Origin of the sequence: Streptomyces sp. NBC_01257 (assembly GCF_035917255.1) — a bacterium.
Lineage (GTDB): Bacteria > Actinomycetota > Actinomycetes > Streptomycetales > Streptomycetaceae > Streptomyces.
In genome coordinates, this window is sequence record NZ_CP108472.1 from 5,882,516 (window position 1) to 5,904,832 (window position 22,317).

Here is a 22,317-nt window from a genome sequence, read left to right on the forward strand (position 1 = left end):
GGCCCGGGGTCAGGCCGTCTTCAGCGCGGCGAGGCGGGCCTCCACCTCGGCGCTGGCGCCCAGCGTGTCCAGCTGCTCGAACTGGGCGTCCAGCGACGACGCGGCGAGCTCCTGCTTGCCCAGCGCCTTCGCCTCCTCGCGCCGCACCTTGTCCTCGAAGCGGCTGATCTCGCTGGTCGGGTCGAGGACGTTGATGTTCTTGACGGAGTCCATCATCTGGTTCTGCGCCTGGGCGGACTTGGCGCGGGCGACCAGCTCGTCCCGCTTGGACTTCAGCTCCGTCAGCTTCGCCTTCATCTGGTCCAGGCCGGTCTTGAGCTTGTCCACCACCTCGGTCTGCGCGGCGATGGTGGGCTCCGCGGTCTTCGCCTCCTTCTCCGACTGGAGCTGGCGGCCGAGTGCGACCTTGGCCAGGTTGTCGAACTTGTCGGCGTCACCTGCCGATCCGCCCGCCCGCAGCTCGTCGGCCTTGCGGCTGGCCGCGAGCGCCTTCTCGCCCCACCCCTTGGCCGCCTCGACGTCCTCGCTGTGGTCCTGCTCCATCAGCCGCAGATTGCCGATGGTGGCGGCCACGGCCTGCTCGGCCTCCGAGATGTTGGACGTGTACTCGCGGATCAGCTGGTCCAGCATCTTCTGCGGGTCCTCGGCCTGGTCGAGCAGGGCGTTGATGTTGGCCTTCGCCAGCTGGGTGACGCGTCCGAGAATGGTCTGCTTGCTCATGGCACCTCTCCTGGGGTCCTTGTCGTTCCGTGCTGCGTACGTGTGCGCAGGTGTGTGACCGCGGGCGCGGCCGCCGTTCAGAAGCGGCCGCCACCGCCCCGCCGGCCGCGGGTGCCCCCGCCGCCGAAGCTGCCGGGCCCGCCGCCCCCGCCGAACCCGCCGCCGAAGCCGCCGCCCCCGAATCCGCCGCCTCCCAGGCCGCCCCCGCGGCCCCCGCCGCCCAGGAGCCCGCCGAGGATGATCCCGCCGAGGACCGCACCGCCCATGCCGCCGCCCGAACCGCCCCCGCCGCCCGGCATGCCGCCGCCACGGCCCCCGTACGCCCGTACGTCCTGCTCCGCGAGGCTCCGCGCCTCCCCGGCCAGTGCGTCCGCCCGCTGCGCCTCGGCCAGCGCGGCCTGCGGGTCGTCCGTCCCGGACAGCTCACCGGCCCGCTCCAGGCGCCGCTGGGCCTCCGCCAGCCGGGTCCTGGCCTCGCTGCCGACCGCGCCCCGGTTGGTGGTGACGTAGTCAGCGGCGGCACCGATCGCCGACCGTGCCGTGAGCATCGCCTGGTCGAGCAGGGAGCGGGCCCGCCGGCTGCCCTGCTCCTGCTCGCGCGCGCCCGCCAGCGCCTCGTCCAGCGCCGCGTCCGCCTCCTCCACCCGGCGCAGCGCGTCGACCGGGTCGTACGCACCGGCGTCCAGTTCCGTCCGCACATCGCGGGCCACCGACTGCGCCCGGGCGATCCGGCCGCGCAGATCGGCCGTGGACATGCCCTGCGACGTGCCCTCCAGCAGCCCTCCGGCGTCCGCCAGGTCCGTCTCCATCTCGGTGAGCGCGCCCGGCAGCCGGCCCGCGGCCTCGCCGAGTTCCCGCGCGCGCCGGTCGACGCCGTCGACGAGGGTGGCCGCCTGGCCGATCGCGCCCTCGGTGGCCCGTACGTACACCGCGGCCGCCGCGTTGTCGCCGCCGTCGGCGGCCTGCCGGGCCTGGTTGAGCGAGGACGTGGCGAAGACCAGCCGGTCCTTGGCCTGTTCGATGTCACCCGCGACGGGGGCCGATGCCGACTCCGCGTACGTGCCGCGCATCGAGTTGAGCGTGGTCTCGGCCGCGGCCACCCGGCCGGCGAGCGCCCGGAAGGCGGACTCGGCCGCCGCCAGCGCCTGCGGAGCGTTGCGCTCCAGTTCGCGCAGCCGGTCGAAGTCCTCCGAGACCGCGTCCAGCCGGGTGTTGGCGTCCGCGCAGCGGCTGATGATCTCGTCCAGCATCCGCCTGCGGGTGTCGTCGTCCTCCGGGAACGCGTCATCGAGCTGCTGCCGCAGCCGGAACGCCGCCGTCAGCTCGCCCCTGGCGTACGCGACCGCCTCGGTGAACGGCGCCGCGGCCTCCTCGCCGAACTGGGCGGTGGCGAATCCGAGCTCCTCGTCGCTCGTGCGGACCGCGTCGTCCGTGTCGACGAGCGTCTCCTTGGCCCGGGCGTCGAGCTCCGGCAGCGGTGTGGGCGGCTGCTGCGCCTCGCCCCCGCCCGCAGGACCCCAGCCGGTGGCGCCGGGCGTCGTCCGGGTGGTGGCGCGCCGCTTGCGCCGGGTGAAGGCGTACGCGGCGACCGCGCCGGCGCCGCCGACGAGGACGATCGGCAGCACCAGGTCCCCGGTGCTGGTCCCGCCGGACTTCCCGGTGCCGGGGTCGTCGGCGCCGGGGGTGAGCGTGGGGGTGGGCACGGGCCGGCCGGCCAGCACGGCCGCGTAGCCGTGGGCGGCCCCGATGGCGGCGCCCGCCCAGTCGTTCTCCTTGAGCGCCGGCTCGACGGCGGTGCTCGCCACGTCCTGGAGCTGCGCGTCCGTGAGGCGGGAGTCCTGGTCGACGGAGTACGCGTACTGCCGGTCGTGGGTGGCGACGGCCAGCAGGACGTCGTCGAGGCCGAGCCCGTTGCGGTCGGCCGTCTCGTCGGCCCAGTCCTGTGCGGAGCGCCCGGAGAAGTCACGGACGTAAGCCACGAAGAGCTGGACGCGGCGCTGGTCGTACAGCTGGTCGAGCGCGGTGACCACCTGGGGCCTGCGGTCCCCGAGCGCACCGACCTTGTCGGTGATCTGCCCGTCCCGGGACAGCGTGATGGGGTCGTCGGCGCGAGCGGTCAGCGCGGCGGGGAGGGCCAGCCAGCACACCGTCAGCAGCACGGCGAGCAGGGCCCGGCCCGGTATGAGGTTCCGGGTTCGGCTCACAGGCGACGTCACGTCTGCGACGTTATGTCCACCACCGATGGCCCGCGACCCGGCCGAAGAGCCGCCCGGCCCTCCCGGGAACGGCCCCCGGACCTGGTGCGTCCTGGTTCTCGTACGGGCGTGGCCCAGCGCGGGACACGCCCCGGCGTTCGTACAGCCGGAGTACACCGGCCGGGACACGGGGCCGGGACGGACAGGCAGCCGGGACGGACAGGACCGGGACACACACAGGGGGCGCGCACGTGCGTGGGCGAACGGGGCGGGCGGCGGCGGCGGTACGGAAGGGGGCGGCCCGGCTTCTCGCGACCTGGCCGAGGCGGATCGCGCTGGGGCTGGTCCTGGTGCTCGTGGTGCCGGTCCTCACCGCGGGCGCCGCCCTGCGGCTCAACTTCACCGGCGATCCGGGGGACGGCACCCTGACCCGGGGCCGCGACGCCATCTGGCTGGGGCACGCCTGGGTCGACGGCCGGAAGAAGGACGCCGACCTCGCCGCGTTCGCCGCCCGGAGCAAGGGGACGGGCATCAGGGACCTGTACGTCCACGCCGGACCCCTGGAACACGACGGCACACTGCCCGCCGCCCGCTACCCCGGGGCGCGCCGGCTGATCGATGCCGTGCACCGCACCATGCCCGGCATCCGGGTCCAGGCCTGGCTCGGGGACAGGCTGGCGAGCGAGGGGCCCGACGGGCTGCGCCTGGAGCGTGCCGCGTCGCGCGAGGCCGTCGTCGGATCGGCGCGGCAGGTCCTGGACGCCGGCTTCGACGGCGTGCACTTCGACCTGGAGCCGCTGCACTCGGGCGACGCCCACTACCTCTCGCTCCTGGACGACCTGCACGCACTCACCCGGGCCCGCGGGGTACCGCTCTCCGTCGCCGCCCACCAGATCGACCCGCTGCCCGCCGCGCAGACCGTCCTCGGCGCGCTCACCGGCCGCGGCAAGTGGTGGTCGCAGAAGTACTTCGGCCAGGTGGCCCGCAGGGTCGACCAGATCGCCGTCATGTCGTACGACACCTGGATGCCGCTGGAGGGGCTGTACGGCGGGTACGTCGCCGAACAGACCTCGCTGGCCCTCGAAGTGACCCCGCGCGGCACCGACCTGCTGATGGGGCTGCCGTTCTTCCACGAGAACGACATGGGGCACCACGCGTCGGCGGAGACGGTCGCGGCCGCGGTCCGCGGCACCAGGCTGGGGCTGGGGCGCACGGACCGCGGCCGGGAGCGGTTCGGGGTGGCGCTGTACGTCGACTTCGCCGCGGAGGACGGCGACTGGGCGGCGTACCGGGAGGGCTGGCACTGAGTCCGGCGGGGCGGGCTCAGATACTGAAGCGCTCCTTGGCGAGCAGCGGCCGCACCCGGGAGCGGAATCCACCGGTCCGGAACGGCCGCTGGAGCAGCCCCGGCCGCAGGGCCTGGGCCAGCGCCGCGGCGATCATCCCCTGGTCGAGGGCGAGCTGGAAGTCACTGACCCGTCCGGTCGAGACGTTGACGGAGTCCCGGAAGCCGTAGCCCTCGTGGTACGCGCCGAAATCGCGGTCGAGCGCCCGCAGGTTCGCCACGGCCTCGGCCGGTGCGTACGGCAGTGCGAGGAACGAGGCGTGCGGGGTCACCACACCGTTGGTGAACGCCGAGGCGGGCGGCAGCGGAGCACCGTCCGTCGTGTACGTGCGGTCGGTGTTCGAGGCGTAGCCGTCGAGCTGCATGCCGAGCGCGTCGACGCCGTACTCCTGATAGCCGCCCTCCGGGATGTTGGCGGGCGAGAACCCCCAGTACCCGTACTCCGCCTCCTGCGTGCCGTGCTCGATCTGGCTGCGCACATAGCGCTGATGGGTGCGGCCCCACGACCGCGGCGACCACTCCGGCTCCGGCACGAACAGCGGGACCATCAGCGCCTCGAACATCGACCCGCCCCAGGTGGGGACGATCCTGCGGCCGCGGTGGGTGTAGTGGCCCTGCCAGACGCGGATGCCGTCCATCGCCACGTAACTGCCCTGCGGCTGCTGCTCCTGCTCGTTGCCCGGGACCATCGTGCGCAGCAGGTGCCAGTAGTGGTCGGCGGGCAGCGAGCCGTCCGCGATGCCGAGATAGCTGGCCATGCGGGGTTCGGTGTTGAGGGCGCCGTAGTGGTGGCCGGTGGGTTCCTCGTTGTCGGTCCAGAAGCCGCCGCGCAGCTGGCCGGGGCCGGCGACCGGGTCGGCCGGGTCGTAGGGCGTGTAGTAGTACGACCAGTCGGCGTCCGCGAGGATGCGGGCGACGCGGGGGCGCAGCGAGGGCGCCGCGTCCGCGGCGATGCGCAGACCGGTGACCAGCCAGGCGTTGTCGACGGATGACAGGAACGGGCGGACCGGGTCGCCGGTGCCGGGCCACTCGGTCAGCACCGAACCGTCGTGCGCGTCGTACCAGTTGAGCCAGAAGCCGTGATGGCGCTCCAGCTTCTCCACGGACCGCACCGTGAGCTCCAGCCTGCGCCGCATGGTGGCGTCGCTGATCACGCCGAGTCCGGCGGCCGCGACGGTGGACCAGAGGCCGCAGCCGATGTTGGTGGGCGAGGTCTGGCGGGACCGGACGGGGCCGTCGGGCCCGCTCACGTCGATCTTGTCGACGGCGAGGCCGAGACCGGTGGTCATCGCCTCGATCGAACGGTAGGTGTCACGGAACCAGCGCAGCAGCAGCTGCGGGTCCGGGGTGCGGCCGAGCGGGGCGGCGCCTGCCGAGGGCGCTGATACGGCTCCGACGGACAGGGCGGCGGCCCCGGTCCCGGCGGCGGTGAGAAACGTGCGACGGTCCATGAAGGTCCAGCTCCCGGTGGCAGAAGGGGGATGGGGAGTTCCGTGGCGTGCTCGATGCGGCGGAGGCGCGCCTCCGCCGCCGCTTTCGGGTACGGCTGTCGGCACGGCCGGGGCTGTGGGACCCGGACCGCGCCGGTGGTGCGGTGAAGCCGAAGGTGCGGTGGTGCGGTACGGGGACCGGCGGATGTCAGGTTCCGCCGGTCCCCGTACGCGCGGGAGCTGTCAGGTGCTCCCGGTCATGGGGCCGGGGTCAGCCGGCGTCGCGCGGCAGGGCGCGGGTGCGGCCCATCTCGCCCAGCCAGACGGCGGACGGCTTCGGCAGCCGTTCGAACGTCTCGGGGTTCCAGCCGATGAGGCCGAAGGTGGGCGCGTAGGAGCCCCACTCGTAGTTGTCGAGCGCGCTCCAGGCCAGGTAGCCCCGGACGTTGAGGCCGTCCTCCAGTGCGGAGGCGACCTCGTTCAGCGCACCGGTGTAGTAGTCGACGCGGCGGTTGTCGTCGTCCGTGGCGATGCCGTTCTCGGTGACGATCAGCGGCACGTCGTGGCCCACGACATCGGCGGTGTGGCGCAGCGCGTGACCGACCGCGGAGGGGTAGTACTCCCACTGCGTGAGGGTGCGCTCGACGTCGTCCGCGGTCGGGATCGGGCCGTCGGTGCCGATCTTCGTCCGGGTGTAGGACTGCACCCCGATCCAGTCGTCGCCGCGGGCGGCCTCGATGAAGACGTCCTCGCGGGGGTGGCGGTAGGCCGCGGTGACCTCTTCGGCGCCGGGCAGGGCCTGGTAGACCTGGTTGGCGATGGTCCAGCCGACCTGGATGTCGCCGTTGATCGCCTTGACCTCCTTGACGGCCGCGTGGTGGGCGGCGATCACGGCCTCGGTGGTCTCGTCGTCCGGGGTGGGCAGCCCGGCGGGCGGGAAGCCGATGTCGCCGCGCTTGGCCTGGCCCGCCATGACGGCGATCATGTTCGGCTCGTTGATGGTGCAGACGTGGCTGACGCCTTCACCGATGACCGGCGCGCAGGCCGCGACGTAGCGGGCGAACAGCTCGGTCGCGCCCTCGGAGGTGAAGCCGCCGCGGGCCTCGAACCACTGGGGCACGGTGAAGTGGTGCAGGGTGACCATGGGGCGCAGGCCGCGCTCGATGGCGCCCTCGACCATCCGGCGGTAGTGGGCGAGCTCGGCCCGGGAGAACCGGCCCTCGGCGGGCTCGATGCGGGCCCACTCGATGGAGAACCGGTAGTCGGTGAAGCCCAGTCCGGCCAGCACGTCCATGTCCTCGTGCCAGCGGTGGTAGCTGTCGCAGGCGTCCAGGCTGGGCTCCTGGATGTGGGTGCCCGCGGTGTGCTCCTTGACCCACCAGTCGCTGTTGGTGTTGTTGCCCTCGATCTGGTGGGCGGCCGTGGAGGCACCCCACAGGAATCCTTCGGGGAACGGGACCTGGGTGTGAGTCATCGCAAACTGTCTTTCTGGTGCGGGAAGGGGTGTGACCGGCGGTGGGGTGGGGTGCGCGGCCTCGTACGTTTCGGTGGGGCGGCCGGGAAGGGGGTCCGGCCGCCCGCGGGCGGGCTACTTCATGCCCGCCGTGGCGATGCCCTGGGTGAAGTGCCGCTGGAGCGCGATGAACACGACCAGGACCGGCAGCACGATCAGGAAGGACCCGGCCATCAGCATGCCGTTGGAGCCGCCGGCCTTGTTGGGGTCGGTGGCGAACGTCGCCAGGGCGACCGGCAGGGTGTACTTGTCGGGGTCGTTGGTCGCGATGAGCGGCCAGACGAAGTTGTTCCACGATCCGAGGAACGTGAAGATCGACAGCGTCGCCAGGGCGGGCTTCACCAGCGGCATCACGATGCGCCAGAAGATGTACCACTCACCGGCGCCGTCCATCCGGGCCGCCTCCAGCAGCTCGTCCGGGATGGACTGCATGAACTGCCGCATCAGGAAGACACCGAAGGCGCCGGCCGCGAACGGCAGGACCAGACCGGCGTACGAGTCGATCAGGCCCATCTTGCTCATCAGCACGAACAGCGGCAGCAGCATCAGGTTGCCCGGCACCATGAGGGCGCCCAGCACCAGACCGAAGATCTTGTTGCGGCCGGCGAAGTTCAGCTTGGCCAGGGCGTACCCGAGCATCGAGCAGAACACCAGGTTCGAGACGGTGACCAGCACCGCCACGATCACGGAGTTCATGAAGTAGAGCGGCAGATCGAGCTTGTCGAGCAGGTCCCGGAAGTTCTCCAGGGTCCACTCGGTCGGGATCCAGACCGGCGGGCTCGCGGTCAGCTCGCTCGTCGTCTTGAACGCGGAGAGGGCCATCCACAGGAACGGCGCCGACATGATCAGCAGGCCGAACGACAGCAGGACGTAGACGAGGACCCGCTTCAGCGAGCGCGGCCGCTCGGGACGGCCGGGCCGCCCGTCCTCCCCGGGCTTCTTCGACGGCGCCGTCGAGACGGCGCTCGGTGCACTGGTGGCGCTCATTTCGTGTTGTCCTTCAGCAGTCGGAGCTGCAGCACCGTGATGCCCATGATCACTACGAAGAGGACATACGCCATGGCGCTCGCATAGCCCATGTGGAAGAAGTTGAAGCCCTCGCGGTACATGTTCAGCGAGACGGTGAGCGTCGAGTCCGAGGGGCCGCCCTGCGTCATCACGAAGGGCTCCTCGAAGACGTTGAGGTAGCCGATGGTGGTGATCACCGTGGCGTAGAGCAGCGTGGGCCGCAGCAGCGGGACGGTGATGCCCTTGAACTCCTGCCAGACGTTCGCGCCGTCCAGCCGCGCCGCCTCCCGCACCTCGGTGGGGATGGCCTGCAGACCGGCGATGAAGAGCACCATGACCGTGCCCACGTTGCGCCAGACCGCCATCGCGATCATGGACGGCATGGCGAGCGTCTCGGAGCCGAGGAAGTCCGGTGCGGTGAGGCCCACTTCGGAGAAGAGGCCCGCGACCAGACCGTCGCTCGGGTCGAGCACGAACCGCCAGACGACGGCGACCGCGACGATGGTGGTCACGACCGGGGCGTAGAAGCCGACGCGGAAGAAGGTCCGGGCCCGGTCGATGCCGTTGTTCAGCAGTACGGCGACGACCAGTCCGAGGAGGATCGTCAACGGGACGCCGACGACCACGAAGTACGCCGTGTTGAAGAGCGACTTGAGGAACTTCTCGTCGCTGAACAGCTTGGTGTAGTTCTCGAAGCCGATGAAGTTCGCGTCCAGCGGGTGCGTCACGTTGCGCAGCCCGAAGTCCGTGAAGCTCATCACCAGCGTGGCGATGATCGGGACGGCCATGAAGACGAGGAAGAGAACGAGGAAGGGAGTGGAGAACAGCCAGCCGGCCATGTTCTGCACGCCCATCGAGGGCTTCCTGCGGCTTCGCGAACCCTTGGGCCCGGCGGCCGGGGACACGGTCCCCGGCCCGGCCTGCACCTTGGCCGGCTCTGCGGCCTTTCCGGTCGTGGTGCTCATGGCTCCTACTTCACGAGGCCTTCGATCTCGGACTGCGCGGTCTTCAGCGCGTCCTCGGCGGACGCCTTGCCCTGGGTCACCTTCGCTATGGCCTGGTCGACCTTGTCGGTGATCTCGCTCAGGTTGGGCAGCGACGGGGAGGACTTGGCGGTGTCCATCTGCTTCTTGAAGATCTGCAGATCGGCGTCATCGGCGAGAGCGCCGGAGGTCCAGGCGGCGGTGTTGGCCGGCAGGTCCTTGGTGCGCTTGTACCAGTCGGCCTGGCCCTTGGTGTCCGTCAGGTACTGGATGAACTTGGTGGCAGCGGCCTTGTGCTCGCTGTCCTTGGAGATCACCAGGGAGGAGCCGCCGGCCATCGAGGTGGAGGACTTGTCGGCGGGGACGGCCGCCACGGCCCACTTGCCCTTGAGCTGCGGCTGGCCCTCGTTCAGCAGGGTGACGTGCCAGGGACCGCCGAAGAACATCGGGACGCGGCCGTTGCCGAAGTCCTTCACGACGTCGTAGCCGGGCGGGATGGACTTGTTGGAGAGCCCCTTGTCGAAGTACGAGCCGTACTCCTTCAGCGCCTTGACGGCCTCGGGGCTGTCGATGACGGCCTCGCCCTTGTCATTGACGATCTCGCCGCCGGCCGAGTACAGGAAGGAGTAGAAGTTCTGCACCGTGTCCAGGCCGCTGGGCTGGATGGACAGGCCCCACTTGGTGCCCGCCTTCTTCTGGTAGGCGGTCGCGAGGTCCTGCATCTCCTTCCAGTTGGTCGGAGCCTTGGTGATGCCGGCCTTCTCGGCCAGGTCGGTGCGGTAGTAGAGGACGCGGGTGTCGACGTACCACGGCACGCCGTACGCCTGGCCGTCCACCTCGCCCTGCTTCCAGCCGGCCGGGAAGAAGTCCTTCTTCTGGAAGGTCTTGGTGTCGACCGGCTCCAGCACACCGAGCTCGGAGAACTCGCCCATGTAGCTGCCGCCCATCTGCGCCACGTCCGGCATGGTGCCGGCGGCGGCCGCGGAGACGAGCTTCTGGTGGGCGACGTCCCAGCCGACCGGGGTCACCTTGACGGTGATGTTCGGGTTGGCCTTCTCGTACACCTTGGCCACATCCGCGAGCTTCTCGCCCTCGGCCCCCATGGCCCAGACAGTGAGTGTCTGCTTCTTGTCCGCGGCGACGTCGTCGCCACCGGAGCTGCCGCACGCGGTCAGACCGAGAGCGAGGACGACGGCGATGCCGATGCCGGTGGAGGCGTTTCTGGCGGTGCGGGACATGGAGGGCTCCTCCTTGAGCATTCCGGATGTATGCGCTGCCTGTAAGCGCATACATCACTCTGCGGCAGACATTCGGGAATCCGCAAGAGGGTGCTTGGTCACACTCGTGCAACGCGCCGGACATCTGAATGTTCAACTTGGAACGGTAAGCGTGTCGTTTGTGGAAAAGGTGATGATGTGACCGATTCCGCATGGTTGGTGCCGGGCCCGGCCGAGGTCAGGGACGGGGAACGGGCGGGTCCGGGCCGGGAAACGACCGGCGATAGTGTCGTGATCATGACTTCGTTCGTTCATGACTTCCCGTTCGATCCGGCCCACGGACGCACCCTCGACGAGCTGCTGGCCGTTCCGGCGCCGCCCGTCCCGGACGACTTCGCCGACTTCTGGCGCGCGCGGTACGCCGCGGCCCGCGAGGTCGCCACGGAACCGGAGCTCGGCCCGGTGGAGGAGGAGCGGGACGGGGTGCGGATCCACGGGGTGACGTACACCTCGGTCGGCGGCGTGCGGATCGGCGGCTGGGTGGCGCTGCCGGCGGGCGGGGCGGCGCGGGAGCCGGTGCGCCACGGGTTCGTCATCGGGCACGGGTACGGCGGCCGGCAGGAGGCCGGGCCCGGGGTGCCCCTGCCGCTGCCCTCGTCGGCGGCGATCCTGCCCTGCGTACGGGGGATGGGGACGCGCGCCCTCGTGGACGGCATCCCCGACGTCTCCGCCGGGCACGTGCTGCACGGCATCGAGTCGCGCGACACCTATGTCATCGGCGACTGCGTGGCGGACCTGTGGTGTGCGGCGTCGGCCCTGGAGGAGCTGGTGCCGGAGCTCGCCGGGACGGGCCGGCTGGGCTACCACGGCGAGAGCTTCGGCGGCGGGCTGGGCGCGCTCGCCCTGCCGTGGGACGAGCGGATCGCGGCGGGCCAGCTGACGGTGCCCACGTTCGGGAACCACCCGCTGCGGCTCACGCTGCCGTGCGCGGGGAGCGGGGAGGCGGTGCGCGGCTACCACCGTGAGCACCCCGAAGTCGTGGACGTCCTGCGGTACTTCGACGCCGCGACGGCCGCGGGCTTCGTGGCGCGGCCGACCCTGGTGGCCGCGGCGCTGTTCGACCCGTCCGTGCCGCCGCCCGGCCAGTTCGCCGTGTACAACGCGCTGGCGGGCGAGCGGGAGCTGCTGGTGCTGCCGGCGGGGCACTTCGAGTACGAGGGCCTGGCGGAGGACGTGGCCGGGCTGGTGGAGGCGCGGCGCGCGTTCTTCGGGAAGTGGCTGGGGTAGCGGGGCCGGCCGGCCCCGGGGAGGCCCCGCGGCGGCGTCAGCCGCAGCCGCAGCTGGCCCGGCGGATCGGGGAGACCGGGAGGGTGAGCGACACCGGTTCGCGGCCGGTGTCGCTCAGCCGCTGGACCAGCAGCTCGACCGCCTGCTCGCCCAGCTGGCGGATCGGCTGGCGCACCGTCGTCAGCGGCGGCTGGACGATCCGGCTGAGCGGGATCCCGTCGAAACCGGTCACCGCGATGTCCTGCGGCACCCGCACCCCGCGCCGGGCCAGTGCGCGCAGGGCGCCCACGGCCATCTGGTCGTTGGCGAAGAGCATCGCCTCCGGGCGCTCCCCGTCCCGGTCCAGCAGCGTCTCGGCGGCCACCGCGCCCTCGGCCTGCTTCATCATCGTCGTCCGGAACGCCGGCTCGTCCGGCACCGGGAGACCGGCGTCCCGGCAGGCCTCCCGGAAGCCGCGGAACCGCGCCTCCGCGTCCGGTGAATCGGTGTCTCCCGCGACGAACGCGAGCCGGCGCAGGCCGTGGTCCTCGATGAGGTGGCGGGTCAGCTCGCGTTCGCCGTCGGCGTTGGCGACGACGATGTGATCCAGGTGGTCGATCTCGCGGGGCCCGGCGAGCATCACCACCGGCAGCCGGCGCGATATCACCTCCAGGTCCTCGGTCGGCACCGTCTGGGCCAGGACCGCGAAGCCGTCGACCCGGCCCGCGACCTTCGCGACCAGGCTCTCCGGGCCGCCCTCCAGGGACGCGGCGATCAGCAGCGCGTACCCGTGCCGGCGGGCCGCGCGCTCCATGCCGCGGATGATCTGGTCGGAGTAGAGCATCACCGCGTCGTCGGCGTCGCTGTCCGCCTCGGCATCGGCCTCGGCGTCCGGGTCGGCGTAGTCCGGGAAGCAGAGACCGAGCACGCCTGTGGTGCGGCTCGCCAGTCCGCGGGCGTTGCCGCTCGGTACGTAACCGAGCTCCCGGGCAGCGTCGAGCACCCGCTCGCGGGTCTGGGCCCGTACCGACTCCGGGGTGCGGTACACCCGCGACACCGTGGCGATGGAGACGCCCGACCGCTCCGCTACGTCGTACACCGTTGGGGCGCTCACTCGACCGACCGTCCGCTTCTTCTTCCGTACCGACGTGCAGCGACAGAGATGTCGGCAAACACGTTTTGAAAGCGCATTCACCCTAGATCGCGGGCCGTGCGCTGGGCAAGGGCATCCGCATGTTCGACAGGCTGCCTTGCAAGATGCCCTGTGCATCTTTTACGTTGGTCCCATGACCCGACCGCCCGCAGCCGTGCCCGCCGACCCGACCGCCGAGGAGGTGGCGAACCACCTCGCCTCCGTGGTCGGCAGGCTGCTGCGCCGGCTGCGCTCCTCGTCGTCGGAGAGCCTGCTCACGCCGACCCAGCGCTCCGTGCTGGCCCGGCTCGACGACGGGGAGCCGGCCACCACCGCCGATCTGGCCCGCGCGGAGTTCGTGCGCCCCCAGTCCATGCGGCTGACCCTGGGTGCGCTGGAGGAGCAGGGCCTCGTCCGGCGCACGCCGGACCCGGCCGACGGCCGGAAGTCGGTCATGTCGATCACGGACACCGGCCGCACCACGCTCGCGGAGGTCCGGGCGGCCAAGCGCAACTGGCTGGCCGAGGCCGTCGCCGCCGAGCTGGACGGCGCGGAGCGGCGCACGGTCGCCGAGGCCGCCGCCCTCATCGAGCGCCTGGTCGGTTCATGACCGCCGGCGACGCGATACCCGGGGCGACAGCCGAAGAGGCACCCGCCCCCGAAGCACCCGCACCCGCCCCGGACGTGCCCGTCCCCGGTTTCAGTAACCGGCTCACCGCGCCGCTGCTGCTCGGCTCGCTGCTCAACCCGCTCAACACCACGATGATCTCCACCGCGCTGGTGGCCATCGGACACCACTTCGGCATCGGCGCCGCCGACACCGCCTGGCTGATCTCGGTCCTCTACCTCGCCAGCGCCGTCGCCCAGCCCGTCCTCGGCAAGCTGGCCGACGTCCTCGGCCCCCGCCGGGTCTTCCTCGCCGGGCTGGCCGTCGTCATCGCCTCCGGTCTCGTCGGGACCCTCGCGCAGAGCTTCGGGCAGCTGATCGTGTCGCGGCTGCTGCTCGGCATCGGTACGTCGGCCGCCTACCCGGCGGCCATGGCGGTGCTGCGCGACGAGTCCGCCCGGGTCGGCCGGATCACCCCGCGCCCCGTCCTGGCCCGGCTCTCCTTCGCCGCGCTCGGCAGCGCGGCCGTCGGGCCCACCCTCGGCGGGCTGCTGGTCATGGCCGTCGGATGGCGCGGCATCTTCGCGGTCAACGTGCCCGTCGCCCTGGTCGCACTCGGGGCCGCGCTGCTCTGGATCCCCGCCGACCCGCCGCGCAGGCGGGCCGCCGACGGCAGTACGCCACGGATCGGCCTGGACCCGCTCGGCATCGGCCTCTTCGCCACCGCCCTGACGGTCCTCGTCTTCTTCCTGCTCGACCTGGCCCACCCGATGTGGTGGCTGCTCGCACCCTTCGCCCTGCTGACGGGCGCCCTGGTGCGGTGGCAGCTGCGCAGCCCCGAGCCGTTCATCGACCTGCGGATGCTGGCGGGAAACGCCGCGCTGTCGCGCACGTACCTGCGGCACGGAGTCAGTTACCTGCTGATCTACTGCGTGATGTACGGATACACGCAGTGGCTGGAGGAGGCCCGTGGCTACTCGTCCGGACACACCGGGCTGCTGATGCTGCCGATGTCCCTCGCCGCGCTGGTCTGTTCGCTGCTCGGTGCCCGCACCAAGGGCATCCGCGGTCCGCTCACCCTGGCCTGCGTGCTGCTCACCGCCGGGTCCGGGCTGCTGTTCCTCCTGTCCGGCGACACCCCGGTCGCCGTCCTGCTGCTGGCCGGGGCCTGCTTCGGCATCCCGCAGGGCCTGATCGGCACGAGCAACCAGGCGGCCGTCCAGGCCCACGCCCCGCCCGAGTCCATCGGCTCCGCTGCGGGCCTCCAGCGCACCGCCCAGTACATCGGGGCCATCACCGCGTCCAGCCTCATCGCGCTCGCCTACGGCCAGTCGGCCGGCGACCGCGGACTGCACCTGATGGCCGGTGTCGCCGCCGTACTGGGCGTCCTGCTCATCGTCCTCACCGTCACCGACCGCGCCCTGCGCGGGCGCACCTGAATCCCCCCGAGCACCACCAGGCAAGGAGCCACACCATGAGCGTCACCACTCTCGACCCGAAGACCGCGCTGGTCGTCGTCGACCTCCAGAAGGGCATCGTCGGCCTCCCCACCGCCCACCCCGCAGCCGACGTCATCGCGCACGCCGCGACGCTCGCCGACGCCTTCCGGGCCAAGGGCCTGCCCGTCGTCCTGGTCCGCGTCACCGGCGGCGCCCCCGGCCGTACGGAGGGCCCCGCCCGCTCCGGTCAGCCGGCCGCCGACTGGGCCGAGATCGTCCCCGAGCTCGGCCCGCAGGAGGGCGACATCGTCGTCACCAAGCAGCAGTGGGGCGCCTTCTATGGCACCGACCTGGACCTCCAGCTGCGCCGCCGCGGCATCACCCAGGTCGTGGTCGCGGGCATCGCGACCAGCATCGGCGTCGAGTCCACCGCCCGCTCGGCGCACGAGCACGGCTACCACGTCACCGTCGCCACGGACGCGGTGACCGACATGGGCGCCGAGGCCCACGACAACAGCGTCGGGCGGATCTTCCCGCGCCTCGGCGAGACCGGCACCACCGACGAGATCGTCAAGCTGCTGGGCTGACGGCCCGCCCTGCCGGGTTCCCTCTCGCCGGGTCCCGGGCCGCACTGTCAGGGCGGCCCGGGACCCGGCGTCCTCCCACGGGCGTCAGGAGGGATCGGGATCGCGCCGCCGGATCTTGTTCCCCAGCCACACCAGCGGGTCGTACTTCCGGTCCACGGCCCGCTCCTTCAGCGGGATCAGCGCATTGTCGGTGATCTTGATGTGCTCGGGGCAGACCTCCGTACAGCACTTCGTGATGTTGCAGAGGCCGAGCCCGTGCTCCTCCTGGGCCGTCGCCTTGCGGTCGAGACCGGACTCGGCGGCGGCGTCCAGCGGATGCATGTCCAGCTCGGCGACCCGCATCAGGAACCGCGGCCCGGCGAAGGCCGCCTTGTTCTCCTCGTGGTCGCGCACCACATGGCAGGTGTCCTGGCACAGGAAGCACTCGATGCACTTGCGGAACTCCTGCGAGCGTTCCACATCGACCTGCTGCATCCGGTACTCGCCCGCCGCGACCCCCTTGGGCGGCACGAACGCGGGCACCTCCCGCGCCTTGGTGTAGTTGAAGGACACGTCCGTCACCAGATCGCGCACCACGGGGAAGGCCCGCAGCGGGGTGACCGTGATGGTCTCCTCGCGGCCGAACACCGACATCCGGGTCATGCACATCAGCCGCGGCCGTCCGTTGATCTCCGCGCTGCACGAACCGCACTTGCCCGCCTTGCAGTTCCACCGCACCGCCAGATCACCCGCCTGGGTGGCCTGGATGCGGTGGATGATGTCGAGGACGACCTCGCCGTCGTTGACCTCGACCTCGAAGTCCTCCAGACCGCCGCCGTCGGTGTCCCCGCGCCACACCCTGAACCGTGCGTCGTAGCTGCTCACTCGTAGAGCTCCTCATCGGCGAGGTACTTGACCAGCTCCTCCTTCTCGAAGAGGGAGAGCAGATCCGGACGGATGGGGTCGGTGGCCTTGCGTACGAGGTCGATCCGGCCGCTCGCGGCACCCGGTTCGTCCACCGGCCGGCACAGCAGGTTGACCGGACGCCAGGAGCGCTCCATGTCCGGGCAGTCCTCGCGGGTGTGGCCGCCGCGGCTCTCGGTGCGCTCCAGGGCCGCCCGCGCGATGCACTCGCTGACCAGCAGCATGTTCCGCAGGTCCAGGGAGAGATGCCAGCCGGGGTTGAACTGCCGGTGCCCCTCGACCCCGGCACGCCCGGCCCGTTCGCGCAGCCCGGCCAGTTTCTCCAGGGCCCGTTCCATCTCGGGGGCGCGCCGGATGATGCCGACCAGGTCGTTCATCGTCTGCTGGAGTTCCTGGTGCAGGGTGTACGGATTCTCCGTCGGCGCACCCTCGGCGAGCTCCTCCGCGCTGAACGGACGCAGCGCCTCCGCGGCGGCCGCGTCGATCTGCGCCTCGTCGACCACCGGCGGGGTGGCGACGGAACCGGCGTACCCGGCGGCGTGCAGCCCCGCCCGCCGGCCGAAGACCAGCAGGTCGGACAGGGAGTTCCCGCCGAGCCGGTTGGAGCCGTGCATGCCGCCGGCCACCTCGCCCGCAGCGAAGAGCCCGGGTACGTCGAGGGCGGCGGCGGTGTCGGAGTCGACGGCTATGCCGCCCATCACGTAGTGGCAGGTCGGGCCGACCTCCATCGCCTCGGCGGTGATGTCGACGTCCGCCAGCTCCTTGAACTGGTGGTACATCGACGGCAGCCGGCGCCGGATCCGCTCCGCGTCCATCCGGGTCGACACGTCCAGGAACACCCCGCCGTGCGGCGATCCGCGCCCGGCCTTCACCTCGGAGTTGATGGCGCGGGCGACCTCGTCGCGCGGCAGCAGCTCGGGCGGGCGGCGGTTGTGGTCCGGGTCCTCGTACCAGCGGTCGCCCTCCTCCTCCGACTGCGCGTACTTCTCCTTGAACACGTCGGGGACGTAGTCGAACATGAACCGCTTGCCCTCGGAGTTGCGCAGCACCCCGCCGTCGCCGCGCACCGACTCGGTGACGAGGATGCCCTTGACCGAGGGCGGCCAGACCATGCCGGTCGGGTGGAACTGCACGAACTCCATGTTCAGCAGGGGGGCGCCCGCCAGCAGGGCCAGCGCGTGGCCGTCGCCGGTGTACTCCCAGGAGTTCGACGTCACCTTGAAGGACTTGCCGATGCCGCCGGTGGCGAGGACGACCGCGGGGGCCTCCAGCACGAAGAAGCGGCCGCTCTCGCGCTCGTAGCAGAAGGTCCCGGAGACGCGGTCGCCGTCCTTGAGGACGCGGGTGACCGTGCACTCCTGGAAGACCTTGAGCCGCGCCTCGTGGTCTCCGAACTCGCGCTCGTCCTCCTGCTGGAGCGAGACGATCTTCTGCTGGAGGGTGCGGATCAGTTCGAGGCCGGTGCGGTCCCCGACGTGCGCCAGGCGCGGGTACTCGTGGCCGCCGAAGTTGCGCTGGGAGATCTTGCCCTCGGGGGTGCGGTCGAAGAGCGCGCCCCAGGTCTCCAGCTCCCAGACCCGGTCGGGGGCCTCCTTGGCGTGCAGCTCCGCCATCCGCCACTGGTTGAGGAACTTCCCGCCGCGCATGGTGTCGCGGAAGTGCACCTGCCAGTTGTCCCCGGAGTTCACATTGCCCATGGAGGCGGCGATCCCGCCCTCCGCCATGACCGTGTGCGCCTTGCCGAAGAGCGATTTGCAGATGACCGCGGTACGGGCGCCGCGCTCCCGCGCCTCGATCGCGGCGCGCAGACCGGCGCCTCCGGCACCGACCACGACGACGTCCCACTGCTGTCGTTCGAGCTCAGTCATTCAGAAAAACCTCGGATCGTCGAAGGCGCCGGAGGCGACCAGGTACACGTAGAAGTCGCACGCCGCCACGCTGATCAGCGAGGCCCAGGCGAGCAGCATGTGACGGGTGTTGAGCCGCCCGACCCAGCCCCACAGCCGGTAGCGCACGGGGTGCTTGGAGAAGTGCCGCAGCCGGCCGCCGATGATGTGCCGGCAGGAGTGGCAGGACAGGGTGTACGCCCAGATCAGGACGATGTTGACCAGGAAGATCAGCGAACCGAGGCCCATGTGGCCCCAGGCGTAGTGCTCGTCGCGGAAGGTCAGCACGGTGTCGTACGTGAGGATGCCGGCGACCGGTACGGCGGCGTAGAAGGCGTACCGGTGGATGTTCTGCATGATCAGCGGGAAGCGGGTCTCGCCGCTGTACTTCTGGTGCGGCTCGGCGACCGCGCAGGCCGGGGGCGAGGCCCAGAAGCCCCGGTAGTAGGCCTTGCGGTAGTAGTAGCAGGTCAGCCGGAAGCCGAGCGGGAAGATCAGGATCAGCAGGGCGGGGGACAGGCCCCACCAGCTGCCGAAGAGATCCCAGTTCGGGCCGTGCCGCATCGGGGCGCAGTTGTCCGCCAGACAGGGCGAGTAGAACGGCGAGACGTACGGGGCCGCGTAGTAGTCCGCGTTCGAGAAGGCCCGCCACGTCGAGTAGACGATGAAGGCGAGCAGTCCGCCCGCCGTCACGGCGGGCGCCAGCCACCAGCGGTCGGTCCGCAGATGGCGGGCGGCGATGGCGGCCCGGGTGGGGTGGTTCACGCCCGCCGTGCGGGCGGCCGGTCCGTCCGGCGGGCGGGGCTCCGCGCCCGCAGCCGTGCCCGGGGCGCTGCCCGGGTCCTTGCCTGGTTCCGTTCCTGTTTCCGTACCGGTGGCCAAGGAGCTCTCCTAGGAGGTGTCAGACACGCGCCGCTAGGGGGCGTGCCTGCCGGGGACGCCCAGACCCTCGTCGTCCGAGTCCGTCCACAGGGTGGCGTCGTACGGCGCCTCGGTGATCGTGATGACGCCGTCGACGGGTGCGGCGTGGCCGGCCGGGCCGAGGGCGTCGGGTGCGGTGCCCGCCTCGCGCAGCTGCGCAAGGCTCCGCTCCAGCCGTCCGACCGTGCGGACCAGGTCGTCGAGACAGTGCTGAACTGCCGTCAATTCGTCTTGCAGTGACATGACTTGATCTCACTTCCGCAGTCGCGGGTGGCCATGCTCATGCGCATGCGAGTGTCGCGCGTCACATCCCCGTTGGGAAGGGAGCGGGCCGCCCTGTCTTGCGGATGCGGGTGGTACGTGACCCCCGGGGCATCGATTTCCGGCCGTTCCGGCCGGTTCAGGCACTCCGCCACGCGGGTGAGGTTCGGCGTGTCAGCGCCGTGCATGCGCGGTCTCCCGTGCGTGGGCGCTTTCAGTGGACGGGCGGAACCAGTGTGATCAACTGCAAATGCCACCAAACACGCATAATCCGGTCCATTCGGGTAAGGGTGGGCCGGGCCGTCCCCGGAGGTATCAGCCATGTCCCACGTCGGCGTCCCGCGCGGGACATCCCGAAAGCGCCGCTCGCTCGCACTCCTCACCACCGGGGTGCTCGCCCTCCCCGCCCTGGCCGGCTGCAGCTCGGGCAACGACGAGGCCACCGCCGCCGCGGTCGTCCCGCAGGACATCGCACCGGCCGCCCGCGCCCAGGTCGCCGACGGCGGCACGGTCAACTGGGCGATCGACGCGATGCCCGCCACCCTCAACGCCTTCCAGGCGGACGCCGACAGCGCCACCACCCGGATCACCGGCGCCCTGCTGCCGACGCTCTTCCCGCTGGACGCCAAGGGCCGGCCGCAGCTCAACCCGGACTACCTGGAGTCCGCGAAGGTGGTCGACACCGAGCCCCGGCAGGTCGTGCTCTACCGGCTGAACCAGCAGGCGGTCTGGAGCGACGGCCGGGAGATCGGGGCCCCCGACTTCGTCGCCCAGTGGCGCGCCCTGAGCGGCAAGGACTCCGCGTTCTGGACGGCCCGCAACGCCGGCTACGAGCGCATCGAGAAGATCGAGCGCGGCGCCGACGACCTGGAGGTCAAGGTCACCTTCGCCAAGCCGTACGCGGACTGGCGCTCCCTCTTCTCCCCGCTCTACCCGAAGCAGGTGACCGGCTCCCCGGACGCCTTCAACGACGGCGCCCGCGCCACGATCAAGGCCACGGCGGGACCGTTCCGGCTGCGCACCGTCGACAAGGAGTCGGGCTCGGTCACGCTGACCCGCAACCCGCGCTGGTGGGGCAGTCCGGCCAAGCTCGACTCGCTGGTCTTCAGGACGGTCGAGCCGCAGGACCGCACCGAGGCGCTGACCGAGGGGAAGGTCGACGTCGCCGACATCGACGCGGCGGCCGCCCACCGCATCGTCCAGGCCGCCCGGGACACCGGCGCCGGCGGAGCCAACGGCGCACCCCCCGCCCACGGCCCCGGCTCCGACCTCACCCCGGCCGCCGCCCTGCGCTCCTGGGCCCTGGCCCACGGCTCCGACGAGGACGTGGCCGAGGAGGCGCAGAAGGCCAGGGACGACAAGGCCGAGGCGGCCAAGGCGTACGCCGCCGAGCAGAGCGACCTGCGCGGCTACGCCGTCCGCAAGTCCCTGGAGCCCGCCTACACCCAGCTCGCGCTGAACGGCGAGAGCGGACCGCTCGCCGACGACCGGGTGCGGCGCGCGGTCGCCCGCGCCCTGGACCGCCAGGAACTCGTCGACACCGTGCTCAAGCCGCTCGGCCTGCCCGCGGAACCGCTCGGCAGCCACGTGGCCCTCGCCGGGCAGCCCGCGTACAAGGACGGCAGCGCGGCACTCGGCAGCCAGGACACCAAGGAGGCCCAGGCGCTGCTGGCCGACGCGGGCTGGACGCGCGAGGGCGCCGCCAAGAAGACGGACGGCACCAAGGCGGGCAGCGAGGGCGAGAAGCAGAAGGACGCCGGAAAGGCCGAGGAGAAGAAGACGGAGAAGAAGGCCGAGGAGAGCGCCGGCGGCGCGAAGGACGACGGCAAGACCAACGACGCCGCCCGCCGCGAGCCCGCCAAGGACGACGGCCTCTACATCGTCGGCGACGACGACAAGCCCGGTGCGGCCGGGGGCGCCGCCACCCACGTCATCGCCCCCGCCCCCGCCGCGGCCGTCCAGAGCGCCGCCCTGCTGCGCCAGGCCGGACACCTGGGCGAGACGGGCACCTCCGAGGACGCACCGGCCCGGATCACGGCCCAGGACCGGCAGCCCGGCGGCGCCGCCGGCGCCTACGCCCCGGTCGGCACCGCGGCCCCCGCCCAGGCCCCCGACTCGGCCCGCGGTCCGCTCGGCAAGGACGGCAAGCCGCTGACCCTGCGCTTCGTCCTGCCGTCGGGACCGGGCTCCGAGTCCCTGCGCAGCGTCGGCGACAAGATCGCGGCCATGCTCGACACGATCGGGATCCGTACCGAGATCACCAAGGTCTCCGACGACAGCTACTTCCAGGACCACGTCGCTTCCGGCGACTACGACCTGGCGCTGTACTCCTGGCCCGCCACGGCCTACCCGGCCACGGACGACCGCCCGATCTTCGCCAAGCCGGTGCCCGCCACCGACGGCTCGCTGCTCGTCGAGCAGAACTACAGCCGGGTCGGCACGGACCACATCGACCAGCTCTTCGACCAGGCGGTCTCGGAGCTCGACGAGGGCACGGCCAAGGACCTGATGAAGCAGGCGGACGCCCGGATCTGGGCCGCTGCAGGATCGATTCCCCTCTACCAGCGCCCGCAGCTGGTCGCGGCGGACAAGAAGCTCGTGAACGTCGGCGCCTTCGGCTTCGGGGTTCCGCACTACCAGGACATCGGTTTCAAGAAGGCGCAGTCCGCCGGCGCCCCTGCCAGCACGAAGAAGTAGCAGGTCAGCGCAGGACCGAAAGCTCAGAACTGGCTCAATTCCCTTGCCCGCCGACCTGTCGGCGGGCAAGGCTGTGCCCACCTGCTGACCCGGGTGACCGACCCGCCACCCGATCCCGGGGCCCCAACCCCGGCGGTCGCGCCGCGGAGGTCCGCTCCGATCCCCCTCGGAGCCGCAGCACCGGAGCCCCACCTCCGGCGTTGCACA

18 protein-coding genes are annotated in these 22,317 nt (G+C 71.6%); 6 read left to right on the top strand and 12 right to left on the bottom strand.

The features are described 5' to 3' along the window. Nucleotides 1–9 precede the first annotated feature (9 nt). On the bottom strand, nt 10–720 hold the full coding sequence (locus OG408_RS25710) for a PspA/IM30 family protein (protein WP_266782355.1): 711 nt from the start codon (nt 718–720) through the stop codon (nt 10–12). Between the two features lie 77 nt (nt 721–797). Beyond that, nucleotides 798–2,924, bottom strand: a complete 2,127-nt coding sequence (locus tag OG408_RS25715) for a TPM domain-containing protein (protein ID WP_266786405.1) — start codon at nt 2,922–2,924, stop codon at nt 798–800. Nucleotides 2,925–3,166: 242 nt separating this feature from the next. Between OG408_RS25715 and OG408_RS25720 the strand changes: the two genes are divergently transcribed. Beyond that, entirely contained in the window at nt 3,167–4,222 is a 1,056-nt protein-coding gene (locus OG408_RS25720; RefSeq protein WP_442806065.1) for a hypothetical protein, read from the top strand. Between the two features lie 16 nt (nt 4,223–4,238). Here the strand turns inward: OG408_RS25720 and OG408_RS25725 are convergent, their stop codons facing one another. From OG408_RS25725 to OG408_RS25745, 5 genes are all read right to left on the bottom strand, one after another. After that, nucleotides 4,239–5,711, bottom strand: a complete 1,473-nt coding sequence (locus OG408_RS25725; RefSeq protein ID WP_326672187.1) for a glucoamylase family protein — start codon at nt 5,709–5,711, stop codon at nt 4,239–4,241. Between the two features lie 250 nt (nt 5,712–5,961). Beyond that, complete coding sequence (locus OG408_RS25730) at nt 5,962–7,164, bottom strand: glycoside hydrolase family 1 protein (RefSeq protein WP_266782359.1); 1,203 nt, start codon at nt 7,162–7,164, stop codon at nt 5,962–5,964. Nucleotides 7,165–7,278: 114 nt separating this feature from the next. After that, nucleotides 7,279–8,190: a carbohydrate ABC transporter permease gene (locus OG408_RS25735; RefSeq protein WP_326672189.1), complete on the bottom strand. Its 912-nt coding sequence runs from the start codon at nt 8,188–8,190 to the stop codon at nt 7,279–7,281. Further along, complete coding sequence (locus tag OG408_RS25740) at nt 8,187–9,176, bottom strand: carbohydrate ABC transporter permease (RefSeq protein WP_266782363.1); 990 nt, start codon at nt 9,174–9,176, stop codon at nt 8,187–8,189. The genes OG408_RS25735 and OG408_RS25740 overlap by 4 nt, the downstream gene beginning before the upstream one ends. 5 nt (nt 9,177–9,181) lie before the next feature. Next, the gene (locus tag OG408_RS25745; RefSeq protein WP_326672192.1) at nt 9,182–10,432 is read right to left on the bottom strand and encodes a sugar ABC transporter substrate-binding protein; all 1,251 of its coding nucleotides are present in this window, start codon (nt 10,430–10,432) and stop codon (nt 9,182–9,184) included. A 276-nt stretch (nt 10,433–10,708) separates the two neighbouring features. Between OG408_RS25745 and OG408_RS25750 the strand changes: the two genes are divergently transcribed. Beyond that, complete coding sequence (locus OG408_RS25750; protein WP_326672194.1) at nt 10,709–11,698, top strand: acetylxylan esterase; 990 nt, start codon at nt 10,709–10,711, stop codon at nt 11,696–11,698. A 37-nt stretch (nt 11,699–11,735) separates the two neighbouring features. On the opposite strand, the gene OG408_RS25755 is transcribed toward OG408_RS25750, so the two are convergent. Then, nucleotides 11,736–12,791, bottom strand: coding sequence for a LacI family DNA-binding transcriptional regulator (locus tag OG408_RS25755; protein WP_326672196.1), 1,056 nt, complete (start codon nt 12,789–12,791; stop codon nt 11,736–11,738). Between the two features lie 172 nt (nt 12,792–12,963). On the opposite strand from OG408_RS25755, the gene OG408_RS25760 reads away from it, so the two are divergent. Genes OG408_RS25760 through OG408_RS25770 form a run of 3 tightly spaced genes read left to right on the top strand, consistent with a single transcriptional unit; the run spans nt 12,964 to nt 15,442 of the window. Further along, complete coding sequence (locus OG408_RS25760; protein ID WP_266782372.1) at nt 12,964–13,419, top strand: MarR family winged helix-turn-helix transcriptional regulator; 456 nt, start codon at nt 12,964–12,966, stop codon at nt 13,417–13,419. Continuing rightward, on the top strand, nt 13,416–14,855 hold the full coding sequence (locus OG408_RS25765) for an MFS transporter (protein WP_326672198.1): 1,440 nt from the start codon (nt 13,416–13,418) through the stop codon (nt 14,853–14,855). Before OG408_RS25760 ends, OG408_RS25765 begins: the two co-directional genes overlap by 4 nt. Before the next feature lie 35 nt (nt 14,856–14,890). Continuing rightward, the gene (locus OG408_RS25770) at nt 14,891–15,442 is read left to right on the top strand and encodes an isochorismatase family protein (RefSeq protein ID WP_266782376.1); all 552 of its coding nucleotides are present in this window, start codon (nt 14,891–14,893) and stop codon (nt 15,440–15,442) included. A gap of 84 nt (nt 15,443–15,526) precedes the next feature. On the opposite strand, the gene OG408_RS25775 is transcribed toward OG408_RS25770, so the two are convergent. From OG408_RS25775 to OG408_RS25790, 4 genes are all read right to left on the bottom strand, one after another. Next, nucleotides 15,527–16,306, bottom strand: a complete 780-nt coding sequence (locus OG408_RS25775; RefSeq protein WP_266782378.1) for a succinate dehydrogenase/fumarate reductase iron-sulfur subunit — start codon at nt 16,304–16,306, stop codon at nt 15,527–15,529. Then, complete coding sequence (locus OG408_RS25780; RefSeq protein ID WP_285571743.1) at nt 16,303–18,213, bottom strand: fumarate reductase/succinate dehydrogenase flavoprotein subunit; 1,911 nt, start codon at nt 18,211–18,213, stop codon at nt 16,303–16,305. Before OG408_RS25780 ends, OG408_RS25775 begins: the two co-directional genes overlap by 4 nt. Beyond that, the gene (locus tag OG408_RS25785) at nt 18,214–18,996 is read right to left on the bottom strand and encodes a hypothetical protein (RefSeq protein ID WP_266786409.1); all 783 of its coding nucleotides are present in this window, start codon (nt 18,994–18,996) and stop codon (nt 18,214–18,216) included. A 150-nt stretch (nt 18,997–19,146) separates the two neighbouring features. Continuing rightward, on the bottom strand, nt 19,147–19,395 hold the full coding sequence (locus OG408_RS25790; RefSeq protein ID WP_266782382.1) for a hypothetical protein: 249 nt from the start codon (nt 19,393–19,395) through the stop codon (nt 19,147–19,149). A 339-nt stretch (nt 19,396–19,734) separates the two neighbouring features. Here OG408_RS25790 and OG408_RS25795 point away from each other — a divergent pair, with 339 nt between their 5' ends. Then, entirely contained in the window at nt 19,735–22,110 is a 2,376-nt protein-coding gene (locus tag OG408_RS25795; RefSeq protein ID WP_266782384.1) for an ABC transporter family substrate-binding protein, read from the top strand. Nucleotides 22,111–22,317 lie beyond the last annotated feature (207 nt).